Origin of the sequence: Filomicrobium insigne (assembly GCF_900104305.1) — a bacterium.
GTDB lineage: Bacteria > Pseudomonadota > Alphaproteobacteria > Rhizobiales > Hyphomicrobiaceae > Filomicrobium > Filomicrobium insigne.
The window spans coordinates 1,276,142-1,294,946 of the sequence record NZ_FNJC01000001.1 but is presented as its reverse complement, the minus strand read 5'-3'; the positions used below and the strand labels follow the sequence as shown (position 1 = coordinate 1,294,946).

At 57.6% G+C, this 18,805-nt stretch carries 16 protein-coding genes; 2 read left to right on the top strand and 14 right to left on the bottom strand.

Features of this window, described 5'->3' with window-relative positions; translation table 11 throughout:
- Positions 1-120 precede the first annotated feature (120 nt).
- The 12 genes from BLS30_RS05920 to BLS30_RS05865 form a co-directional block, all read right to left on the bottom strand.
- On the bottom strand, positions 121-1,149 hold the full coding sequence (locus BLS30_RS05920; RefSeq protein ID WP_090227199.1) for a tyrosine-type recombinase/integrase: 1,029 nt from the start codon (positions 1,147-1,149) through the stop codon (positions 121-123).
- Positions 1,146-2,513 (bottom strand): tyrosine-type recombinase/integrase, encoded by a 1,368-nt coding sequence (locus tag BLS30_RS05915; protein WP_090227196.1) that lies wholly within the window; start codon positions 2,511-2,513, stop codon positions 1,146-1,148. Before BLS30_RS05915 ends, BLS30_RS05920 begins: the two co-directional genes overlap by 4 nt.
- Entirely contained in the window at positions 2,510-3,742 is a 1,233-nt protein-coding gene (locus tag BLS30_RS05910) for a site-specific integrase (protein WP_090227194.1), read from the bottom strand. Before BLS30_RS05910 ends, BLS30_RS05915 begins: the two co-directional genes overlap by 4 nt.
- A 141-nt stretch (positions 3,743-3,883) precedes the next feature.
- Complete coding sequence (locus BLS30_RS05905) at positions 3,884-4,690, bottom strand: ArdC family protein (protein ID WP_090227190.1); 807 nt, start codon at positions 4,688-4,690, stop codon at positions 3,884-3,886.
- A gap of 605 nt (positions 4,691-5,295) precedes the next feature.
- On the bottom strand, positions 5,296-5,601 hold the full coding sequence (locus tag BLS30_RS05900) for a hypothetical protein (protein ID WP_244512366.1): 306 nt from the start codon (positions 5,599-5,601) through the stop codon (positions 5,296-5,298).
- Positions 5,602-5,818: 217 nt separating this feature from the next.
- Complete coding sequence (locus BLS30_RS05895; RefSeq protein ID WP_046476981.1) at positions 5,819-6,502, bottom strand: Fe2+-dependent dioxygenase; 684 nt, start codon at positions 6,500-6,502, stop codon at positions 5,819-5,821.
- A gap of 117 nt (positions 6,503-6,619) precedes the next feature.
- Positions 6,620-7,714 carry an FAD:protein FMN transferase gene (locus BLS30_RS05890; protein ID WP_210184003.1) on the bottom strand — a complete coding sequence of 365 codons (1,095 nt, stop codon included), beginning with the start codon at positions 7,712-7,714 and terminating at the stop codon, positions 6,620-6,622.
- Positions 7,711-8,580 carry a DUF4198 domain-containing protein gene (locus tag BLS30_RS05885; RefSeq protein WP_090227186.1) on the bottom strand — a complete coding sequence of 290 codons (870 nt, stop codon included), beginning with the start codon at positions 8,578-8,580 and terminating at the stop codon, positions 7,711-7,713. The genes BLS30_RS05890 and BLS30_RS05885 overlap by 4 nt, the downstream gene beginning before the upstream one ends.
- A 17-nt stretch (positions 8,581-8,597) precedes the next feature.
- Positions 8,598-9,113: a DUF2271 domain-containing protein gene (locus BLS30_RS05880; protein ID WP_046476986.1), complete on the bottom strand. Its 516-nt coding sequence runs from the start codon at positions 9,111-9,113 to the stop codon at positions 8,598-8,600.
- A 14-nt stretch (positions 9,114-9,127) separates the two neighbouring features.
- On the bottom strand, positions 9,128-9,763 hold the full coding sequence (locus BLS30_RS05875; protein ID WP_046476988.1) for a PepSY-associated TM helix domain-containing protein: 636 nt from the start codon (positions 9,761-9,763) through the stop codon (positions 9,128-9,130).
- Entirely contained in the window at positions 9,760-10,533 is a 774-nt protein-coding gene (locus BLS30_RS05870) for a tetratricopeptide repeat protein (protein ID WP_090227183.1), read from the bottom strand. The genes BLS30_RS05875 and BLS30_RS05870 overlap by 4 nt, the downstream gene beginning before the upstream one ends.
- A 71-nt stretch (positions 10,534-10,604) precedes the next feature.
- Positions 10,605-12,998, bottom strand: a complete 2,394-nt coding sequence (locus BLS30_RS05865; RefSeq protein ID WP_160298684.1) for a TonB-dependent receptor — start codon at positions 12,996-12,998, stop codon at positions 10,605-10,607.
- A gap of 257 nt (positions 12,999-13,255) precedes the next feature.
- Between BLS30_RS05865 and BLS30_RS05860 the strand changes: the two genes are divergently transcribed.
- Complete coding sequence (locus BLS30_RS05860; RefSeq protein WP_090227180.1) at positions 13,256-13,846, top strand: rhodanese-like domain-containing protein; 591 nt, start codon at positions 13,256-13,258, stop codon at positions 13,844-13,846.
- 222 nt (positions 13,847-14,068) lie between these two features.
- Entirely contained in the window at positions 14,069-16,102 is a 2,034-nt protein-coding gene (locus tag BLS30_RS05855; RefSeq protein ID WP_090227177.1) for an O-linked N-acetylglucosamine transferase, SPINDLY family protein, read from the top strand.
- 15 nt (positions 16,103-16,117) lie between these two features.
- Here BLS30_RS05855 and BLS30_RS05850 read toward each other — a convergent pair whose 3' ends face one another.
- Both BLS30_RS05850 and BLS30_RS05845 read right to left on the bottom strand, forming a co-directional pair.
- On the bottom strand, positions 16,118-16,861 hold the full coding sequence (locus tag BLS30_RS05850; protein ID WP_090227175.1) for a glycosyltransferase family A protein: 744 nt from the start codon (positions 16,859-16,861) through the stop codon (positions 16,118-16,120).
- 363 nt (positions 16,862-17,224) lie between these two features.
- Positions 17,225-18,574 (bottom strand): sensor histidine kinase, encoded by a 1,350-nt coding sequence (locus BLS30_RS05845; protein ID WP_170832414.1) that lies wholly within the window; start codon positions 18,572-18,574, stop codon positions 17,225-17,227.
- Positions 18,575-18,805: the final 231 nt, after the last annotated feature.

The window sequence follows — 18,805 nt, the reverse complement described above, 5'->3', positions numbered from 1 at the left end:
GTCTCCTGAGTTGTCCCCTTCGGGTCATGAACGTTGACGTTGAGCGCTGGCTACGGCGACCGCTCACCTTCGGAAGCGGTCGCTGCAAAATCGCCAAAAGCCTTGAGTGCCTTAGATTGCCTAAAGCGAATCCAACCAGTCGAGCACGCTTGCGTCCCTCTTCCATGATGGCGGCTTACCGCCTCGCGTTGGTGCGCCGACGCGCTCCAGGGCCTTTCGCTTCGTTTCGAGATTGGCCTGTGCATAGTGGTTGGTCGTGTCGAGGCTGACGTGTCCGAGCCAGCTGCGGATGACGGTAACGTCGACGCCTGCCGAGACGAGGTGAACGGCGGTCGCATGGCGGAAGCTGTGCGGCGTCACGGTCTTAGACCGGAGCGTCGGCACCATCTTCGCCGCCGCCTCCACATAGGCCGCGAGTTTGAACCGCACGCCCGATGCACCGAGCGGTTCGCCGTACCGATTGACGAACAGCCGATCGCTTGGCCTCCGTGGCTGCCGCTCCAACAGCCTTTTCAACAGCAGTACGGTTTCCGGCCAGAGCGGGCACATGCGCTCCTTGCGCCCTTTGCCGTAGAGCCGCACGCAGTTTGGTGTCTCGAACCGGATCGCCTCGGGTGTCAGATCAAGTGCTTCCTGGATGCGCGCACCGCTATTGTAGAGGAAGGACAGCAACGCATGGTCGCGCAGTCCTTCCAGCGTCGACCGGTCGGGCTGCGCGAGGATTGCCTCCACCTCCCTCGGCTCCAGATAGCAGGGCGCCGGGATCGGTCCGCGCTTGATCGGCACGGCGATGACCTGGGTGCACTGCGCAATCGCCGTGGGCTCCTTACCGGCCACGAAGTGGAAGAAGCTGCGGATCGCGGCAAGCCGGCAGTTGCGCGTGCCGATCGTGCCCTTCCGGTCGTGCTCGGCGTGACCGAGGAACGCGCTGACCTCGGTGGCCGTGAGATCGGCGAACTTGATCTCAGCGACCTTTTTACGCTTTCGCTCCGCGACGAAGCGGAGGAACAGGCGCCAGGTGTCGCGATAGGAGCGGATGGTATGGACGGAGGCATTGCGCTGCTCTGACAGCCATTCGTGGAAGAAACTGTGCAGCAAGGTCGGAAACGGGTCGTGTCGATGGCACGCCGGCTCGGTGTTCTTCTTCATGGCTGCACCTCCTCGACAGAGGCGAGGCACCGCGCGCCGACCACGCGGAACCGCTCGCTCGCCTCCTGCATCAAGTCTTGCGTGACCGTGATATAGATCAGCGTGGAGTTGATATCGCGGTGCCCCAGATAGGTCGCCAGGAATGGCAGCCTGTCCTGCGGATTGATGCCCGATCGGTACCATTGGAGCATCCGATTCACGACCATCGAGTGACGAAGATCGTGCAGACGCGGCCCCGTTCGCCCGGTCCCAATCCCGGGCTTCAGTTCGGCGCGACGCAGGATGTCGACGATCAGCCAGGCGATGGCCGCCGAGCCGTAGCGACCATTCCCTTGGGTCTGCCAAAACAGCCCAGACTGCGGGTCCTGCGGTGCACCGGCGCGCCGTCTGGCATCGATGTAGGCGCGCAGCTCGGCCATCACGGTATCGGGCAGCGGCAGGATTCTGGTCTTGAAGAACTTCGTCTCGCGGATGGTGATCGTGCCACTTCGAAGGTCGACGTCGCCAAGATCGAGGCGTGCAAGCTCGGATCGTCGCAGGCCCGCGCAGTAGGCGAGCAGCAGCATGAGATGAGCGCTCATGGGGCGCAGCGGCGCCCGCGGCGACGGATAGGATCGGGCGATCTCTAACATGCGCTTCACATCGGCGGGACTGTAGATGTGGGGCTTCCGGAAGTGCCGCGCTGCTTCCTTCTGTGGTCGCGCGTCCAACCGCCTCGGTGGCACGCTCGGGTCCCGATGGCGGAGAGCCTTGGTGAGAGCGTGCTCCAGCCTTTCGCATTCCGCAGCGTGATGGCGCGTCGACTTGGCTGCCGCCCAGTGTTCCAGCATCGTCGCGACTGGCTCGTTGGCGAGCTCTGGATTGGTCTGCAGGAATCGGTCGAACCGCAGGAACCATGCGGCCTGTGTCGTGTAGCGATATCCCCGCATGCGCATACGCTCGATATGCTCGCGCATGATCTCGCCCAGGACACTGCCGAACGCTACGGGCCGGCGCAGCGCGGCGAGCGCCCGATCCGGCTTGCGCGACGCCAAGGCCTGCCAGATCGGCCGGCTTTGTTTGACACTCAACTCCGAGCGCAGCACCGCAATGGGGTTGCTCGTGATCAGCTTCAGTTCGACCAGATGGTCGAGGAAGCGATCGACAATGCGGGCGCGGTGCAACAGCGTCGTTTGTTGCCAATGTGCTCCCCAATCCCGAAGCCACTCTTCCAGCGTCGTCCGGTCGACAGTTCGGCGCCGCTCGGCGACGGCCTGGAAGTCGTGAAGGACTTGGGCGTAGACCGAACGGGCATGGGGACTGAGCCTTAGTTGTCCCAAATAGCACGATACGATCCCACGATCGGTATAGGGCCGGGAGGTCATGCCAGCACCTCCGATCCCGGCACGTCGAGCGCGATCGCCCTCAGGTCCTCGGTGGCAAGCTTGAGATAAGGGACCGTGGCTTCGGTCGACCGATGGCCGAGCAGGTCGCCAATGACCTTCTGCGGCACCGACGCGCGCAGCATTTCGACCGCTCGGGCATGCCGGAAAATGTGAGGCCCGCTTTTCCCTGGCGGCTTGACGCCGGCCGCTGACAGGCGACGCCGCACCTCGCTGGCAAGGTTTCGCAATGGGCGATAAGGCGCACGGTTTCGCATGAATACCTCTCTCCTATCAGTCCTCGGGCGCCCGTGGCGCAGATAGACGAGCATCGCTTCGCCAACCTGCGGCAGCAGTGGCAAGAACGAGCACGCGCCGGTCTTGGAGTGGCGAACCCGCAAAGACTCTGAGCGCCAGTCGATGTCCTCGATAGTGAGGTTCCGAACCTCGCCGGACCGCAGTCCGTAGGTTGCCAGGAGCATCAGAATGGCATAGTCGCGCAGCCCCATCGGCGACTTGTCACGCCTCGTAGTCTCCAGCACGGTGGCGATCTGGTCAGGCTCCAAGATCGACGGAACGCCCTCGTAGGCGTACAGCATGGGCGAGACCACGTGAGCCGCGAGATCGCTCGCGACGTATCGGGTCCGGTACATATAACGCAACAGAGAGCGCAGCCGCTCGGCATAGTCCTTGAGCGATACGCGCCGCTGGCCCGGTGATCTCGCGCCCATGTAGAGATCGATGTCCCGGACGCTGAGCACGTTGAGGCTCTGAGCTCCGCCACGGTCAAGTTGCCAGACGAGGAAATACCGCGCCTCCGCCAACAACGCGACGATGCTCGCAGCCGCAAGGCCTCTCTCTTCGCGCAACCACGTCTCGTACTTGAAACAGATCTCGTGCCGAAGCGCCGCCTCCGGTCCAACAACCTCCGGCTCGGGCGGCCACTGTCCCTTGGCTAGACGCAGCAATGCGTGGATTCCGGAACGCGGGATCGAGTGCCAGTGCGGAGCGGGCGAACGGCCACGGCGTTTTCTGAACGCGATCGTCGCATAGCGCAAATACTGCGCGACCTGTGGCGGCTTCACTGTCGTGATCGGGATTTCATGTTGCGCCAGATAGGCGAGGAAATCTCGGGCGTACGCGCAATAATTCCGAACAACTACCTGGCTGTAGCTCTGCGCGGTTAGCACATTCGCGAGTTCGGCGATTAGGTCGCGATCGGTGTTTGACATGGAAGGTCCCTCTGCTGGCTTAACGACAGCAGAAGTCGACCTCAAATAATGCGCAGGAAGAAAGCGCCGCGCGCGTTCAATTCACAGGAAAGTCCGTGCGGACGCGGCGCACGTGCGCATTACCGACACCTCGCGATTACTTCAAATATGGGGAGCTGCGCATAACTTAAGCCACTGGGCGAGATACTGTGCGTGGTCAGCGCGCGTGTCCTGCGTGATGCGCAATTCGCTGCACAGAAACGCCGAGGCGATTTCGGCAACAAGCTCCTCGACGGCATAGGCGGCATCGCCGAAACGCTTTCCGAAGTCGCGGGCAAGCCGATTGGGTGCGCCGCTCCAGTGCGTCAGTTCGTGGGTGAGGACGGCGTAGTAGCCTTCCGTACGCGTCATCGTTTCGGTGCCACAGAACAGGCCTTCATCGGGCATTTGGATGTGGTCGGTTGACGGGCGATAGAATGCCCGTTGGCCGCCATGCTCTATGCGGGCGCCAGTTGCGGCAATGAAACTGTCGATCGCCTCCAGCCGCTCAATCGGACCGAGCGATGCCGGGATATCCGGGGCGGCATAGCCGTCCACCTGGTCGGCATTGAAGACAAAGGATGCGCGCGCCACACGACGCTTGCCATCGTCGGTGGCATCATCGGGGTTCGGGTCGGTTTCATATTCCTTGTAGAAGACGACGAGCGACGACTTTTCACCCTTGCGCACCTGGCAGTCGAGTTCGCGCCACTGCTTGTAGGTTGCCCAGACCGGGGCTGCGTAGCGAGCAACTTCTGCAGACACCCAGAGGCTCACGACATTGATGCCGTTGTAGAGGTTCCCGGTGAGGGCGTTGACCGGCATGAACAGCGGCTTGCCGGAACCGGCCGCGATGGCCGCGATGAGGTTTGCGGTAATTTCGGTGTGGATGTCGCGGCCGGGCGCGTTGTCCTTCCTTCGTGCAGACATGACGTCACTCCTTCGTGGCTCAGTCCGCCCCTATGGCGGTCTCGATGCCGACGCGAAGCGAGCGAGGCGGACCGGCGAAGCCGTAGGCCGAGGCTTGCCCTTGGAGCGCCCGCGGCCCGGCGCATGCTCAGCATAAGAGGTCCGCGTGAGAAGTGGGCGGCTTAAGCCATGGAGGGAGAGTTGGCGCACGCGTGGCAGCGACACGGAGCCGCGCGCCCAGGCGTGCGAGTCGGCTACGTTAAGCCGCTTTGGACGCTTTCGTTGCAGGCTTCTTCTTCATGGCTTTGACAAGCCTATCGCCGATGAGTTCCCGGCTTCTTGACCGAGCGGACGAACGCTGCCGAGAGCGACTTCTTGCTTGTCACGATTGTACCCACATTTGCTACCACATATTAGCGCGGAATCAAACGGAAGCAAGCGGATCGTTTGGGAATACAGAAACTAATAAATTCTATATTTATAGTGGCTTACATGGAAACTGCGGAACCAGACGGAATACCGCATGGCGCATCCCCGGTGCGCCACTTCCTGGCTCGGTGGCGAAGAAAATATCACCTCCTACGAGACGGCGGGCTGTGCTTGGGCCGAACGTGCAGGACAACGCTTTACTGCGTTTCTGTGTCTAAGCGCTCCACCTTTGCGCCCATATTCGGGACAAGGCGAACCCGGTAGGCGTCCTGCTCACATTGCAGAACCCATACGGTTTCGTTGGCACTCGATAGTTTCTGATCTCGCGTTGCGCTCTTCGGCTTATCGCAAGCGAAGCCTTGCCGACGAATCTGGCTCGCTATGATATCCTTGGGATCCTCACCGCTGGTCTGAGCCTGAGCCGGAATCACCGCACAGACCAAAGTCAAACCCGCAGTTAGGGTCGCGGTGAGACGTCCTCTCAAGTTCCTGGATTCGAACATGACACGCATCCTGTTCTCGACAGGCGGCCCAAAGACTATGGGACCAATCCGTTGACCGAACAATTGTGTCAGGAAACCAGCAAGATACCCCCTGTGCCAAGCGTATCTTCCAATGATGGTAAGTCTTTACCTTAATTCATCAGATGACTGCAGTTTTCCGACACACTTGGAGGACCTCAGACCAACCCGGCGCACCAGCGCAACAATAAGTTTCTGGTCACAGCTCGCCCCAACGACGCAACAGATTATGGTAATGGCTCGTCAACGCCACGACGGCACGATTGTCATCCGGCAATTGCTGACGCAGTTCCATGATGGCTTTGTCGAGTTCAAACATCTCGGTGCGCTTGCCGTCATCGCGCACCATCGATTGGGTCCAGAAGAATGAGGACCAACGGCTGCCGCGGGTAATCTCGGTTACATAGTGGAGACTGGTCGAAGGGTAGACGACCATGTCCCCCGCCGGCAGCTTCACCTTATGACTTCCGTAGGTGTCCTCGATAACGAGTTCCCCACCGTCGTAGTCTTCCGGAGCTGTTAGAAAGAGGGTCGACGAAACATCCGCACGCATACGGATGCCCACACCGGGCACGGTGCGCACAGCGCCATCAACGTGCGGATCGAATTTCATACCGATATCATACCGATTGAACATCGGCTGTAGGACGCGATACGGCAACGCCGCGGAGTTGAACGTAGGATTTCGCCCCAACGCCCGCAGGATCAGTTCTCCAAGTTCACGCGCTGTTTGCGAATCTTCTGGGATCTGCAAATTCGTTTTGGCTTTGGCCGCCTGTTCGCCGGCCGTCACTTTGCCATCAACCCAAGCCGCTGCTTCGAGAGCTTGGCGAGCGCGTGCCACCTCTTCAGGAGTGAGGACTTGAGGAATACGAACGAGCATTTTTAAGCTTCCCGGAACAGCGACAAGAGATCGTAAGAGTTAGGAAAAGCTACAACATGACTATTTTTGTCAAGTTTCAAGGCGTGCAACGTTGCCGCTCCCAAGCATTCGCACTCTTCAGTCGAGCATGGCCTTGGCGTAAGGAGTTAAACGAAGCTCCAGGCCATCGCCTTTATCGATAGTGAAGACGGCAGCCAGCTTCTTGCGACACGCATAGGCCGCACCCTCATCCGCACCGAGAATACAGATCGCCGTCGCCTCAGCGTCCGCAAGCATGCAGGACTTATGAAGAACTGTGATGGACACGATCTCGTTGGCAACGGGATAGCCGGTGCGCGGATCAATAAGATGGCTGACACGCTCCCCACCGACATCACGGTTGCGAATGCCGGTCCCGGACGTGGCCACGGAGAAACCGTGTAAAGCCACAACCGGATCGGCGAAAAGCATGCTCTCAGCTTCACCTGCCAGACCCTGCGGGGACAGAGAGACCCACCAGGGTAATCCGTCGGGCTTTACACCCTCACCGCAAAGCTCTCCACCAACCTCGACCAGGAAGCTGCGAACGCCGTTGGCCTTAAGCAACGCGGCAACCGCATCGACCGCATAGCCTTTGGCGATGGACGACAGATCCAACCGCAAACCACCCGGTTGCGTAATGGACAATCCCTCCGGATCGAATAACAACCGCTGCCAACCTGAAGACTGCAATACGCTCTGCACATCTGCGGCGGACGGCTCCTCCCCATTCCAGGGCTTCGCTCCAAATCCCCAAAGATCCACAAGCGCGCCTGAGGTCGGATCATAAGCGCCACTTGTCTCTCGCGCGAGCCGCAGCGCTGCATTGAGCACGTGGAAAAATTCCGTCTCGAGCGCGTGACAGCTTCCGGCTGGCCCGTCGTTGAAACGGCTAATATCGGATTGCGAGTCCCACGTGCTCATTTGCGCGATGATACGCGCGAACACACGCTCCACCCGCCCACGCACCTGCTCCAACACAACGGCATTGTTCACGACGGCACGGATCGACCATGTGGTTCCCATGGTCTCGCCAGCGACTTCGTGGACGGCGCCGCCGCTCCGCACCCGAGCCAGTCCAGATGGGATATGGGGTGGAATCAGTACGATCCGCTCGTCTGCCGTAATCGGCACAGGCGAAAGAGCGCCGGACGGATCCGGCGCTGCTTCCAGGCCTTCAGACGAACCGCTCACTGCGGCAAGACTTCCAAAGTCGCCGCATAACCGGCGCTCATTTGCCGGCCCTTGGGCTCAGACGCTTCGCGACGGGCGGATGCGGAGATGAAGTACATTCCCGGCTCCGGCCACGTCACCTTGACGGTTCCATCGTCACCAGTCGTCGCTTCAATCTCGCCGAGCGCGTCCCGATAGCGAATACCGCCACGGATGACCGAAACCTTAATTCCCGCTGCGGGCTTTCCGTCTAGAAGAAACTTAAACGTCGCGGTCTCTTTTGCGTAAAGATCATTAGGGTGCGTTACCGGCTCCAACTCCAGACCGGCACCGGTAGGTTTGAGAACGTCCTTTGTCGGGTTCCCGACCGTGACAAAGGTCTCGACCCGGCTAGACCGATCGGTAACCCGTAATTCTTCTGCGTCTTTCGGAATCTCTTTTTCGAAAGTTTCTTCCGTCCCGCGCCACCGCTTCTCTTCGCCGTTGAGCTTGTAGCGCGCAAACATTCCCGTTTCGAAAACCGACATCTTGTAGGTGCCGCTCTTTTCCAGGGGAACATCAAAAGTCGTACGGAAACGCCCGACATGGCCGAACTTCGGATCGAGCTTTCCACCGTCAGGAGCGGAAATTTCTATGGCCGGTGCAGCACCACGATTACGCCGACGCATCTTGGCGAGCTCTTCAGGCTGCGCATCAACATTGCTCAAGAGCATGGGAAAGTGATCGAAGTAGAACAGATCATTCGACCGCGCCGCGTCAATCGAAACCCAGCTGCCCGCTTTGGAAAAAACCGTCGAAGACGGGAACAGCCAGGACCGATGCGCCTGAGCCGCCGTCGGCAGCAACAGGCAAAGAGATACGACAAGTAGCTTGCCCGGAAACTTCATTTGAATCGCTCCTCGGTTTATTTGGGCTGGACGCGCAGAGTGATCGCGCCGAGTTCTTCGGCTCCGCTCACCGTCTTGCTTTCTTCAGCCTGCGGAGGCCATTGGAAGGGAATGCGCACGACCTCGCGTCCGCCCACTTCTCGCGCGGCCTCCACGACCAGCGCATACTGACCATCGGCCAGTCCCGCGATTTTAGGTTCAGCGAACGTAAGGTCGACGTCGTGTTTTCCAGGAGGACGCGTCGGACTACTCAGGCCATCGACAGGCATTTCGAGGGCGCGACCCGCGCGACGCCACCAAAGCCGCATGTCTTTGAGCCACTTGTTCCCGCCATTGTCTCGCTGCGCGGTGTCGTACCAGACACCCAAATTCGCAACGAGCCCGCCATCGCTGGTCTCAATCCAGGATGCGACATAGGGACGATGATATTCGGCAACCTTGAGCTGCGGCACTTCAATCGTGACGGCGAGTTCCGCAGCGAATGCGGGACCAGTCGCAAGACTGGACAAGCCGAGGGTCAGGAGTTTGCGCATCGTATAAGCCTCGTTCAGTGAACAAACAGAAGAAGGATTGCCACCGGAACTGCGATGCCAACGCCAACCATCGGCCACGTCGACGGACGTCGCACAGCGTGCATTTGCAGAAGGAACAAACCGGTGAAACAGAAGATCAGACAGGCTGCTGCGAACGCGTCGATAAAGAGGGACCAGACGAGCCCTGCATTCCGGCCTTTGTGAAGGTCATTAAGGTACGAGATCCAACCCCGGTTGGTGAGCTCGTAAAGAACGGCGCCCTGAGCGCGATCAATCGTCAGCCAGGCATCTCCGCCCGGACGTGGCAGGGAGACATACACCTCCTGTTCCGACCACTCGGCAGCACGTTCACCGACGCTAATCGACAGCTCTCGACTGAGCCAATCCTGGACCGAGTCCGGGAGGGGTCGCTCTTTCTCGCCTTCCTTCGTGGCAAGCTCTTTAAGAAGGGCAGGCGGAAGCGTCCCCTCCCGCGATGTGACCTGCGGACCCGCCTCAATCTGCCGGGCATGGTTCAAGGTAATTCCCGTGATGGCGAACAGCATCATCCCCACCAAGGAAATTGCCGCGCTGATCCAGTGCCAGCGATGCAGGTGACGCAACCAGAATGGGCGATCGCCGATGTGCAGAAATTCACGTAACTGTTTCATTCGGCGGCCCGCTCCCGTGGCGCTGTCTTAAGTCGCTCCATCGCCGCGAGACCAACCGAGCGAATACGCGGGTCGGCATGACGAGCTAAATAGGGCGCGATTTCGATTGAGAACTCCCGAGGTGCGCTTTCGAGCGAAGCCTGGAACCAGGATGTAGCTTTTGCGACTTGCCCTTCGTCCGAGAGAAATCGGCCAAAGTGGAACTGCCCGCGATAACACCCCCTGATCGCAGCACGCCAATACCAACGACGCGCCGAATTCAACTTGACGCGGCCGACCCATCCTTCCTCGCGATAACGCCCAAGCATGTTCATGGCCTTTGCGTTGCCGCCGCGCGCCGAACGCACGAACAACGCAAGGGCGTGCTGTAAGTCGGCGGACACGCCCTGCCCGTGAAGGAGCAAGCTTCCAAGGTTGAACTGGGCCCAGGTATGGGAGCGATCAGCGGCGCGGCGATACCACGTCGCGGCCTCGGCAAAATCTACGGGAACGCCCCAACCACGTTCGTAGCAACGCCCGACCATGTTCATCGCGTCCGCAGAGTCATCGCGTGCCGCGTCGAGAAACGCGCGATAGGCCGCGGCGTGATCCGCAGTCACACCATGCCCATTGAGCAAGAGATGACCCAGGATCAGTTGAGCCGCGGAACTTCCGCCACACGCTTCCGAACGCGCCCATTGCGCTAGGTAGCCTGGCGAAAGTCGCAATTGCTGCTGCGCATCCAGCGGCAAGTCGTAAGCCGAGATGGCAAAAGTGCTAGGTATCGACATTGATGTAACCGTGAGTGTTGGCAGGCAGCACGAGGCCGACCCGCCAACAAGATTGCCAACGCAAGGATGTCTTAGAATTTCACCGCACCGGTGACAGTGAAGGTGCGCCCCTTTGACGGAACAGCACGACTTGTCCAGAGCTGGTCGTAGTTCAGCTCGTCCGTAAGGTTGTAGCCATTGAGCGTGATCTTGTAGTTGTTGAACTCGTAAGACGTCATCGCATCGAAAGTGAAGCTCGACGGCACCTTCAGACTGTTGTCGGAGTTCAGGAAGATCTCACTCTGATAGCGAACGCCGGCACCCCACAACCACTCACCGGTCAGACCAGCAGGACGCAGCAGCCAATCGGATGCATCGTAAGTCGCCCAAAGTGATGCTGCATGTTCGGGAACGAGCCACATCTGATTGCCGACATTGGGCTCTCCCTGTCCGTTGTCGACAATTTGTGTATCCAGGTAAGTGTAGCCACCGAAAATCGTCACGTCAGGCAGTATCCGCCCCGTAACACCAAGCTCCACACCGCGGATCTCATAACTCTCCCCACGACCACGACTATCGTTGATGAGACCCGAATCCGGGTCGATACCGTAGGCGTTATCCTTCGTCACCTTGAAGATCGCACCTGTGAACCCGAGCTTTCCATTTAGGAAGTTCAGCTTCGTACCGACCTCAAACGTCTCGGCTTCTTCTGGCTCCAGAACAGAACTCGAAACGCTTTCGCCCGTGATGTAGGACCCTTGCGGGCTCTGGGCTCTTGCCCACGAGAAGTAAAGGTTCTGGTTCGGCACCGGTTCCCAAATGACGCTCGCATTCGGGTTCGTCATTTCATTATCTGTTTTCGTGATCGTGCCGCCGTTATTGGTTTCGGCTTCGAAATCGTCCCAACGAACGCCACCGACGACGGAAAGCTGCGGTGTCAGCCAGAGACGATCGCTCACGAACAGACCGAGGTTTCTGCTATCGGACTCCCTCTTGGTGCCGAGCTTCCACCTGAAAGGTGAGGCATGGCTAGGATCAACGATCGTGCCATCCGGTCGGCCCGGCGAATAGCTGTATCCCTGGCGTTCGTTGCTTTCGCGAACGTAGTCGACACCGGCGACAAGCTCGTGGCGGAACATGCCGGTATTGAACTTGGCGACAGCCGACGTCACGTTCTGAAATGCCCAGCCATCCAGCTCGTAAGGCGACGGGCCGCCACGCGTTACGCCGTTATAGTCGCCGGTCGTGAAGAAACTATCGGAACAGGCCGTTGGCACAGTGCCAGACCGTTGGCAGTTCGCCTGAGTTGCGGCGAACGTCCGATCATACCCCGTCACGCGCGTATCGTTGTACACCGTGAAGAACGGGTTGAAAGTGTGCTTGAACTTGGCGGTCAGCGCATCAACCTGAGTCTTATCGGTATCCGTATCAAACCCGTAGAAGTTTGAGCGCGGAACACCGTATTCCGAAAGCGGCTGCCCGACCGTTGAGCCCGGTCGTAGCACGCCTGGGATACCGTAATCAGGAACGCGGTCTTCCTTCTGGTGGAAGTAGTTGACGACCAGTTCGGTATTCGTGCCAAGTCCCAGACCAAGAGACGCAGCCACACCCCAGCGGTTGGACTCGATCAGGTCGCGATCGGGATTCTCGTCATCCTGGAACATACCGTTGATGCGAATAGCCGAGGTCTCATTCAGCTGGTAGTTGCCATCAACTGTCGTGCGCTTCAGTGAGCCACTGCCAAGCGAGACTGCTCCACTGGAGAAAGTATCGAGCCGCGCCGTCTTGGACTGCGTATTAATTGCGCCACCGGCCGTACCCTGACCAAAGGTCCCAGATGAAGGCCCCTTCAAAACCTGAACGGATTCATAATTGAAGGCATCACGCGTGAAGATACCGAAATCACGCAAACCGTCGGTGTAGATGTCGCCGCGCGCTTCAATACCGCGAATACGGAACTGGTCACCGTTGGGCGGACCCCCTTCGCCAATCGCGACAGTGACACCCGGTACATTTTGAAGGGCACGCTCAAGCGATTGAATACCCTGCTGCTCCAAAATCTGCTGAGGCACAACATTCACAATCTTGGGCACATCCTGAACCGTACCCGGCAACCGTCCAATACCCGTCCCGGCCTGCGAGGTGTTGCCACTGGCTGGCGTCAACGCAAATGTCGAATTGCCGCCTTCCGAAGCATTCGTAACCGCGGGTGCAGGCATCACCTCGGCCGGCTCATATACAGGTGCCGGTGATGGCTTTTTTGGCTTAGCCGCCTTCTTTTTCGGGGCTTGCCCCTCAACAACAAGTTCTGGAAGAGGCGTAGCTGTTGCGTCCTGGGCCTGAGCGGTCGAATAAGCACTCGGCAGCGTCACAAGCGAAGCGACACCGGTCGAAACTTTGAGCCCCTGATAGGCGAGTGAGATTGGTTTTTTCGCTTTTCCACTGGAACTCAACGCTTCATTATCAAGGCAGGTGCCGGTCGTCATAGCAACGCACTCCATCGAAGAATAATTCTCAAGATCAGCGCGTTACATGCCAAGCACTCATCCATCGGAACGCTGATCATCAACCTTATGGAGCATATCTATACGTTTTCAGTCAACTTTTTGAACACAAGCCGGCCTCAATCAGAATCTGCTGTGTCTCAATTGCATCGACACGATCGATGATCGGAAGGCTCTTATAGATTTCGGCTATCCCGGCCACTCAATCGGAAAAGTCGTGCCAGAAAAGGACCACCCCCATGTCCCGCCGCATCGGCATCATCCTTACACTTCTTGCTTTTGTGATCGCCGCCCCTGGGCACGCAAACGCAACAGCTGAAGTCCCAACCTCAAAACAGACCGTGCTTAAAAAGTACTTCAGCGCGAAAGAAGCTTTCGACGAAGTGACAAGCAATCGCTCGAAAGTCTTGTTCGTCGACGTGAGAACCAGCGCGGAGTTGATGTTCGTTGGCGCAACCGGCGAAATTGATACACACGTTCCGTTCGTCGAGATGGTCTATCCAGCGACGTGGGATGCAGCAAAAAACAGGTTTAAACTTGCACCCAACACCTCGTTCGTCGCCAACGTCGATGCGGCGCTCAGCCAAAAGGGCCTGAGCAAATCCGACATGGTTATCGTCATGTGCCGCTCCGGAGACCGAAGTGCAAAATCCGTCAATGCCTTGGCCGCAGCTGGCTACACGAACGTCTATAGCGTTTACGACGGGTTCGAAGGCGACGCGTCAAAAGAGGGCCGACGAACCATCAACGGTTGGAAGAACGCGGGCCTGCCCTGGTCTTACAAACTCGATGGCGCGAAGATTCCCGCCGCGCACACAACCGCCAAATGACGGCACGATCCGCTGAGTCAATCTCAGCATAATCGTCACAAGAAACTTTGGGAGCACAGCAGGCGTGAAGAACTCGCGCCTGCATACCTCCACGTGCGAATTTGCGCTCAAGTACCTGTGGGTTATTATCGCCCCTCTAGAGAGGCACCTTATCCTCCGCTACCATCACGCAGAAGCCCAGCCACTCTCCGGTGAGGCTCAGCGACACGCGGCGGAGATGCGATGCGAAAACCGAAATCACGTCAGCAAGTCGCCCAACTGCGCGACAAAGCTATAGGCCTTCACCGCCGCGGCGATCTCCGCGGCGCGCAAGCCGCGTACGTCAAGTATCTTAAACGCGCGCCCCATGACGGAGAGGTCCTGGGATACTTAGCCATCACCAGGTTCGAACAGGGCTATCCCAGCGCCGCCCTCGATCTCATGCAGCGCGCAGTTAACTCCACCCCAAACGACGCGGGCTTGAAATTCAACTACGCGACCATGTTGTACAAGCTCCAGCGCTTCAACGAAGCCGAGCCAATACTCAAGGACTGCCTCCAAAGAGACCCCGAATTAGACGTAGCAGCAATGACCCTGGGTCTCGTGCTCTTGGAAACAGGCCGCCTCGCCGAAGCCATAGATCACTTCACAAGTGCCGCCAAGCGTTGGCCAAAACACGCCAGCATGTTGTTCAACCTCGCGATCGCATTCCGGCGCGATTACCAATTTGAGAACGCCGAACTGGCCTTTCAGCGCGCCTGCGCTCTGGCCCCCACCGATATTGAATTCCGGCTCCAGTTTGCTAAGCAGCTATACCGCAACAAGAAATTCCCTGCCGCGATTGAGCAGTATTCTTCAATCCTGAAACATCAGCCTGAAAATGTTGCAGCCAGAAGTGGCTTGATGCTTGCGCGGCTCAGAATCTGCGACTGGACAAACTACCAGACAGAGTCCGAAATGCTGCTCGCAGCATTAGACCACCCTCCACCTGAGAGCCGTTCGCAAACGAACAACGGTGCGCCTAGCCCCTACCTGATCACACTAATCAGCGGGGATGCGTCCGCTTGCTTTAAGGCGGCGCGCGCGGCTTCTCAAACGCTCACCTCGACAACGGTTCCCCGAACTACATCCGCTCGAAGAGCAAACACCGGCAAGATCCGCCTTGCCTATGTCTCCGCTGACTTTCGCGAACACGCAACGGCATACCTCATTAGCGAACTCATTGAACTCCATGATCGCGAAAAGTTTGAGGTTGTCGGAATATCCTATGGGCCCATCGAAAAGACTCCGATGCGACAACGCATGGAGACGGCTTTCGATAAGTTTGTGGATGTCTCAAACCTATCCAGTCCACAAATTGCACACGCCATGAAGCAGCTCGAGCTAGACATCGCGATCGATCTACAGGGCTTTAACCAACACAACCGCATGGAGATTTTTGCGAAGCGGCCTGCACCGATCCAAGTTCTCTACCTCGGCTGGCCAGGCACGTCAGGGAGTGCATGCTATGATTATGTCCTCGCTGACCCCATCGTGATACCGCGCGAAAACGCTCATAACTTTGCGGAAAACCCGATCTGGCTGCCAGGGCCATACCAGCCAAACGACCGAAACCGAAAGGTCAGCGAACTGCCACCAACTCGCGCGGAATGCGGATTGCCAGACAACGCATTTGTGTTTTCGTGTTTCAACAACGCATTCAAAATCACGCCGGAAATATTCGATGTATGGATGCGTATCCTCAAGGCCGTCCCCAACAGCATCCTGTGGCTGCTCGATAGCACGGCTGAAGGCCGAGAGAATCTCCGCGAAGCAGCCGTACTTCGCGGCGTCGAACCGGAGCGTATTGTCTTCGCCCCGCGTGCGTCCAATCCGGACCACCTGGCGCGTCACGCCCACATTGACCTAGTGCTCGACACCCTGCCCTACAATGCACATACGACGGCGAGCGATGCTCTCTGGATGGGCATCCCGATCCTAACCTGCACAGGGTCATCCTTCGCAGGCCGCGTCGCCACAAGCCTTCTCACGGCGTGCCAACTACCCGAATTAATAACTGCCGACATCGCTGCCTACAAAAACACTGCAGTGCAACTCGCGCACAATCCTTCAGCGCTCAGAACGCTAAAATCGAAGTTGCAAAGCTCACGTCACACAAGCGCGCTTTTTGATACGCCAAGAACCGTTCAGCACGTCGAGCATGCCTATGCCGCGATCATATCGCGCCACGCGAATGGCGAACCGCCGTCCCCACTTGATCTCTCTTCATTGAACTGATCCGCGAGGCGCAAATCACTGCATGGCTTTGCTCAGCGGACTCCACGGAAGCCCCATAGGAAAGCGCCGCTCCATAACAGCATTGCCTTTCAGAAAGAAACTCGCTCTCACAGATGTGGATGTACGCCCAGCGCAATAGTTCAAAGAGTATCGGTAATTGCTGTCGAAACGCTGAGTTTTCTCGCGCAACACCTTGGTAAGCACCCGGTCGACTTCCGATACACCGGGCGTACGCGCTTTCCGATACCACAGCGGCGTCAGCTTCAGGGCAAGCACCTTTGGCAACATAAAACAATTAACATCAACCAAGTAGTCTCGATTGGACAATACACTGGGCCACTTCCCGAGAGACTCGCAGTTATCAAAACAAACAAGATTCCCATCTTGATCAACAATCTTCCTTAAAGAATAGGCCCATTCATTTCCTTTCATCAGAACATTCACAAGACTTTCGATATGATCTCGATCCATCCAATTGTCTTCGTCTAGAAAACATACGACGTCACCACGACAGAGAAACGTTCCGGCTCCGTAAATCCTATGACCATTGAACTTATCTCGCCCCGTCGCATACGGTAGCTCGATAACATCAACGGGTCGGCCGGCTATAATCGACCGCGCTGGCGCGCCACACTCCGCCCCATCGATAACGACCATATGCTGGATCGGCTTGTAACTTTGAGCTGCGACACTCGCCATGGCGCGCGCCAGAAGCGAGCATCCTGTCGTGGGCGTAATCACGGTTACGAGAAAAGTCATCCGCGCCACCGAAATACTATGTGTTTATAATAAAAATTATTCGTTCCGATCAGACGATCGGAAAAATAAAAATAACTGCGATTATTTCCAATATAAAACTTCAAACACGAACATAAGGCACGAGAATTAAACTTAGTTATCCAAATCAGCGCTTCGGCAAATTATGTCCGCCAACTGAAATTAATCGAGCTGCCGTATTATTCTCGGGACGCAGGAAGGCACGCAAATCACATCCCGCCACTTCGCTACGTTTTTTTGAAAAGCGTGGCAAAACTGCGCTCATTCGAACATTGCTATACAGTTCCGTCCCACGAACCCGTACGTCTATCGGCTAAAAATTTTCATTTAAAAGATACGCAGCCGCTATAAATCAGTCTGCCAAGAGCAACGGAAACCTTCCGGCCCATACTCGGCTTCAACTTCCTTGAGTGTGTATTCAATAAGGCGCGAACCAAACCCCTTGCTGCTCGGCGGGGACGCCGGAGGCCCACCCGTCTCGCACCAGAACATATTCACGCGCGAACCGTCATCCAGTTCTAGCATCTTCCAATCTAGACTTATGGTCCCCGTCCCGTTGGACAACGCTCCATACTTGGCAGCGTTGGTCGCCATTTCGTGCAGCGCAAGCGTAAGCGTCAACGAATTGCTAGCCGTCAGCCAAACCTCTGGCCCGGAGACCCGAAATCGCGTCGTATCGAAGGCTGACAGCGCACGGTCCACCACAGCGTGCAGAGGCGCACGATCCCAATCGCCATTGTTGAGCAGGTCATGGGCAGCCGCCAAAGTCTGGAGACGTGCCAAGAACACCTCACGGTCTTTCTCCGGAACATTCCGGAGAGATTGAGTCGCGAGTGCTTGAACTGTCGCAAGTGTATTCTTAACACGATGCATTGCTTCCCGAAGGAGTAGCGTCTGCTGCTCTTCCGCACGCTTCCTATCGGAAATGTCACGAGCGATCTTGGACGCTCCAATGATACGTCCCCTGACATCCGTCATGGGAGAGATCGTCAGCGAGATATCCAAGAGTGATCCATCGCTGCGGCGTCGAACAGTCTCGTAGTGATCGATGCGCTCGCCACGCTTTATCCGCTCGATGATCTCGGGCTCTTCATTATCTCGATCTTCAGGGATTAGGATGGTGATCGATTTTCCAATCACCTCTTCCGAGGTGTACCCAAATATTCGCTCGGCGCCTTTGTTCCAGCTCCTGATAATACCATCAAGATCCTTGCTTATGATCGCATCGTCGGAAGACTCAACGATAGAGATGAGGCGTTGCTCCATCTGGCGCCGGTCACTCAAATCGACCAGCATATTGACCGCGCCGACGATCGTTCCTTCACCGCTGAAAAGCGGGGTCGGAAAAGGCAGAACCGGTACACGTGTACCATCGGGTCGTTCACCGATGAACTCTATTCCCCGTACAGGCTGCCCCTGCTCCAAGGCCAGTGCCATGGGCGATTCGACGAAAGGCAGTGGACTCCCATCCGGCCAGAAAAGCTGCCAGAACCCATCGAGTCCCGTTGTGTTATGCTCCGGCCTATGGCCCCACAGCTGAACCGCAGCCTCGTTGAAATATGTAATCCGCCCCGACGTATCAGTGATGTAGATCGCCGCATTCAAAGCATCGAGAATCGGCCTGTGCCGCGAATGGATGTCAGCCTCAGTAACTAATGTCCCGGGCGCCAGATGTAACACATCGTTTTTGGGCACCCCGCCCACGACCTCCATAACCGCGTCCCCAATACCAAAACACGTGATGATTGATACCGACAAACGTTCCACTCGCCGCACGTCTTTGAGGGATTATGCGTCGACGGCTTGAATACCACCGAGACTCCATAAGGCCAACAACCGCATCTTTGGAGCTTCCGTCACCATTTAATAAGACCAACCTGCAAATTTGTCAGCAAATCAATGTAGTGACCCACGTCAATGGAGCGA

Coding starts and splice junctions, on each gene's coding strand:
- BLS30_RS05920 (WP_090227199.1), bottom strand. CDS start 1,149: ATGAAGAAGAACACCGAGCCGGCGTGCCATCGACACGACCCGTTTCCG.
- BLS30_RS05915 (WP_090227196.1), bottom strand. CDS start 2,513: ATGACCTCCCGGCCCTATACCGATCGTGGGATCGTATCGTGCTATTTG.
- BLS30_RS05910 (WP_090227194.1), bottom strand. CDS start 3,742: ATGTCAAACACCGATCGCGACCTAATCGCCGAACTCGCGAATGTGCTA.
- BLS30_RS05905 (WP_090227190.1), bottom strand. CDS start 4,690: ATGTCTGCACGAAGGAAGGACAACGCGCCCGGCCGCGACATCCACACC.
- BLS30_RS05900 (WP_244512366.1), bottom strand. CDS start 5,601: ATGTTCGAATCCAGGAACTTGAGAGGACGTCTCACCGCGACCCTAACT.
- BLS30_RS05895 (WP_046476981.1), bottom strand. CDS start 6,502: ATGCTCGTTCGTATTCCTCAAGTCCTCACTCCTGAAGAGGTGGCACGC.
- BLS30_RS05885 (WP_090227186.1), bottom strand. CDS start 8,580: ATGAAGTTTCCGGGCAAGCTACTTGTCGTATCTCTTTGCCTGTTGCTG.
- BLS30_RS05880 (WP_046476986.1), bottom strand. CDS start 9,113: ATGCGCAAACTCCTGACCCTCGGCTTGTCCAGTCTTGCGACTGGTCCC.
- BLS30_RS05875 (WP_046476988.1), bottom strand. CDS start 9,763: ATGAAACAGTTACGTGAATTTCTGCACATCGGCGATCGCCCATTCTGG.
- BLS30_RS05870 (WP_090227183.1), bottom strand. CDS start 10,533: ATGTCGATACCTAGCACTTTTGCCATCTCGGCTTACGACTTGCCGCTG.
- BLS30_RS05865 (WP_160298684.1), bottom strand. CDS start 12,998: ATGACGACCGGCACCTGCCTTGATAATGAAGCGTTGAGTTCCAGTGGA.
- BLS30_RS05860 (WP_090227180.1), top strand. CDS start 13,256: ATGTCCCGCCGCATCGGCATCATCCTTACACTTCTTGCTTTTGTGATC.
- BLS30_RS05855 (WP_090227177.1), top strand. CDS start 14,069: ATGCGAAAACCGAAATCACGTCAGCAAGTCGCCCAACTGCGCGACAAA.
- BLS30_RS05850 (WP_090227175.1), bottom strand. CDS start 16,861: ATGACTTTTCTCGTAACCGTGATTACGCCCACGACAGGATGCTCGCTT.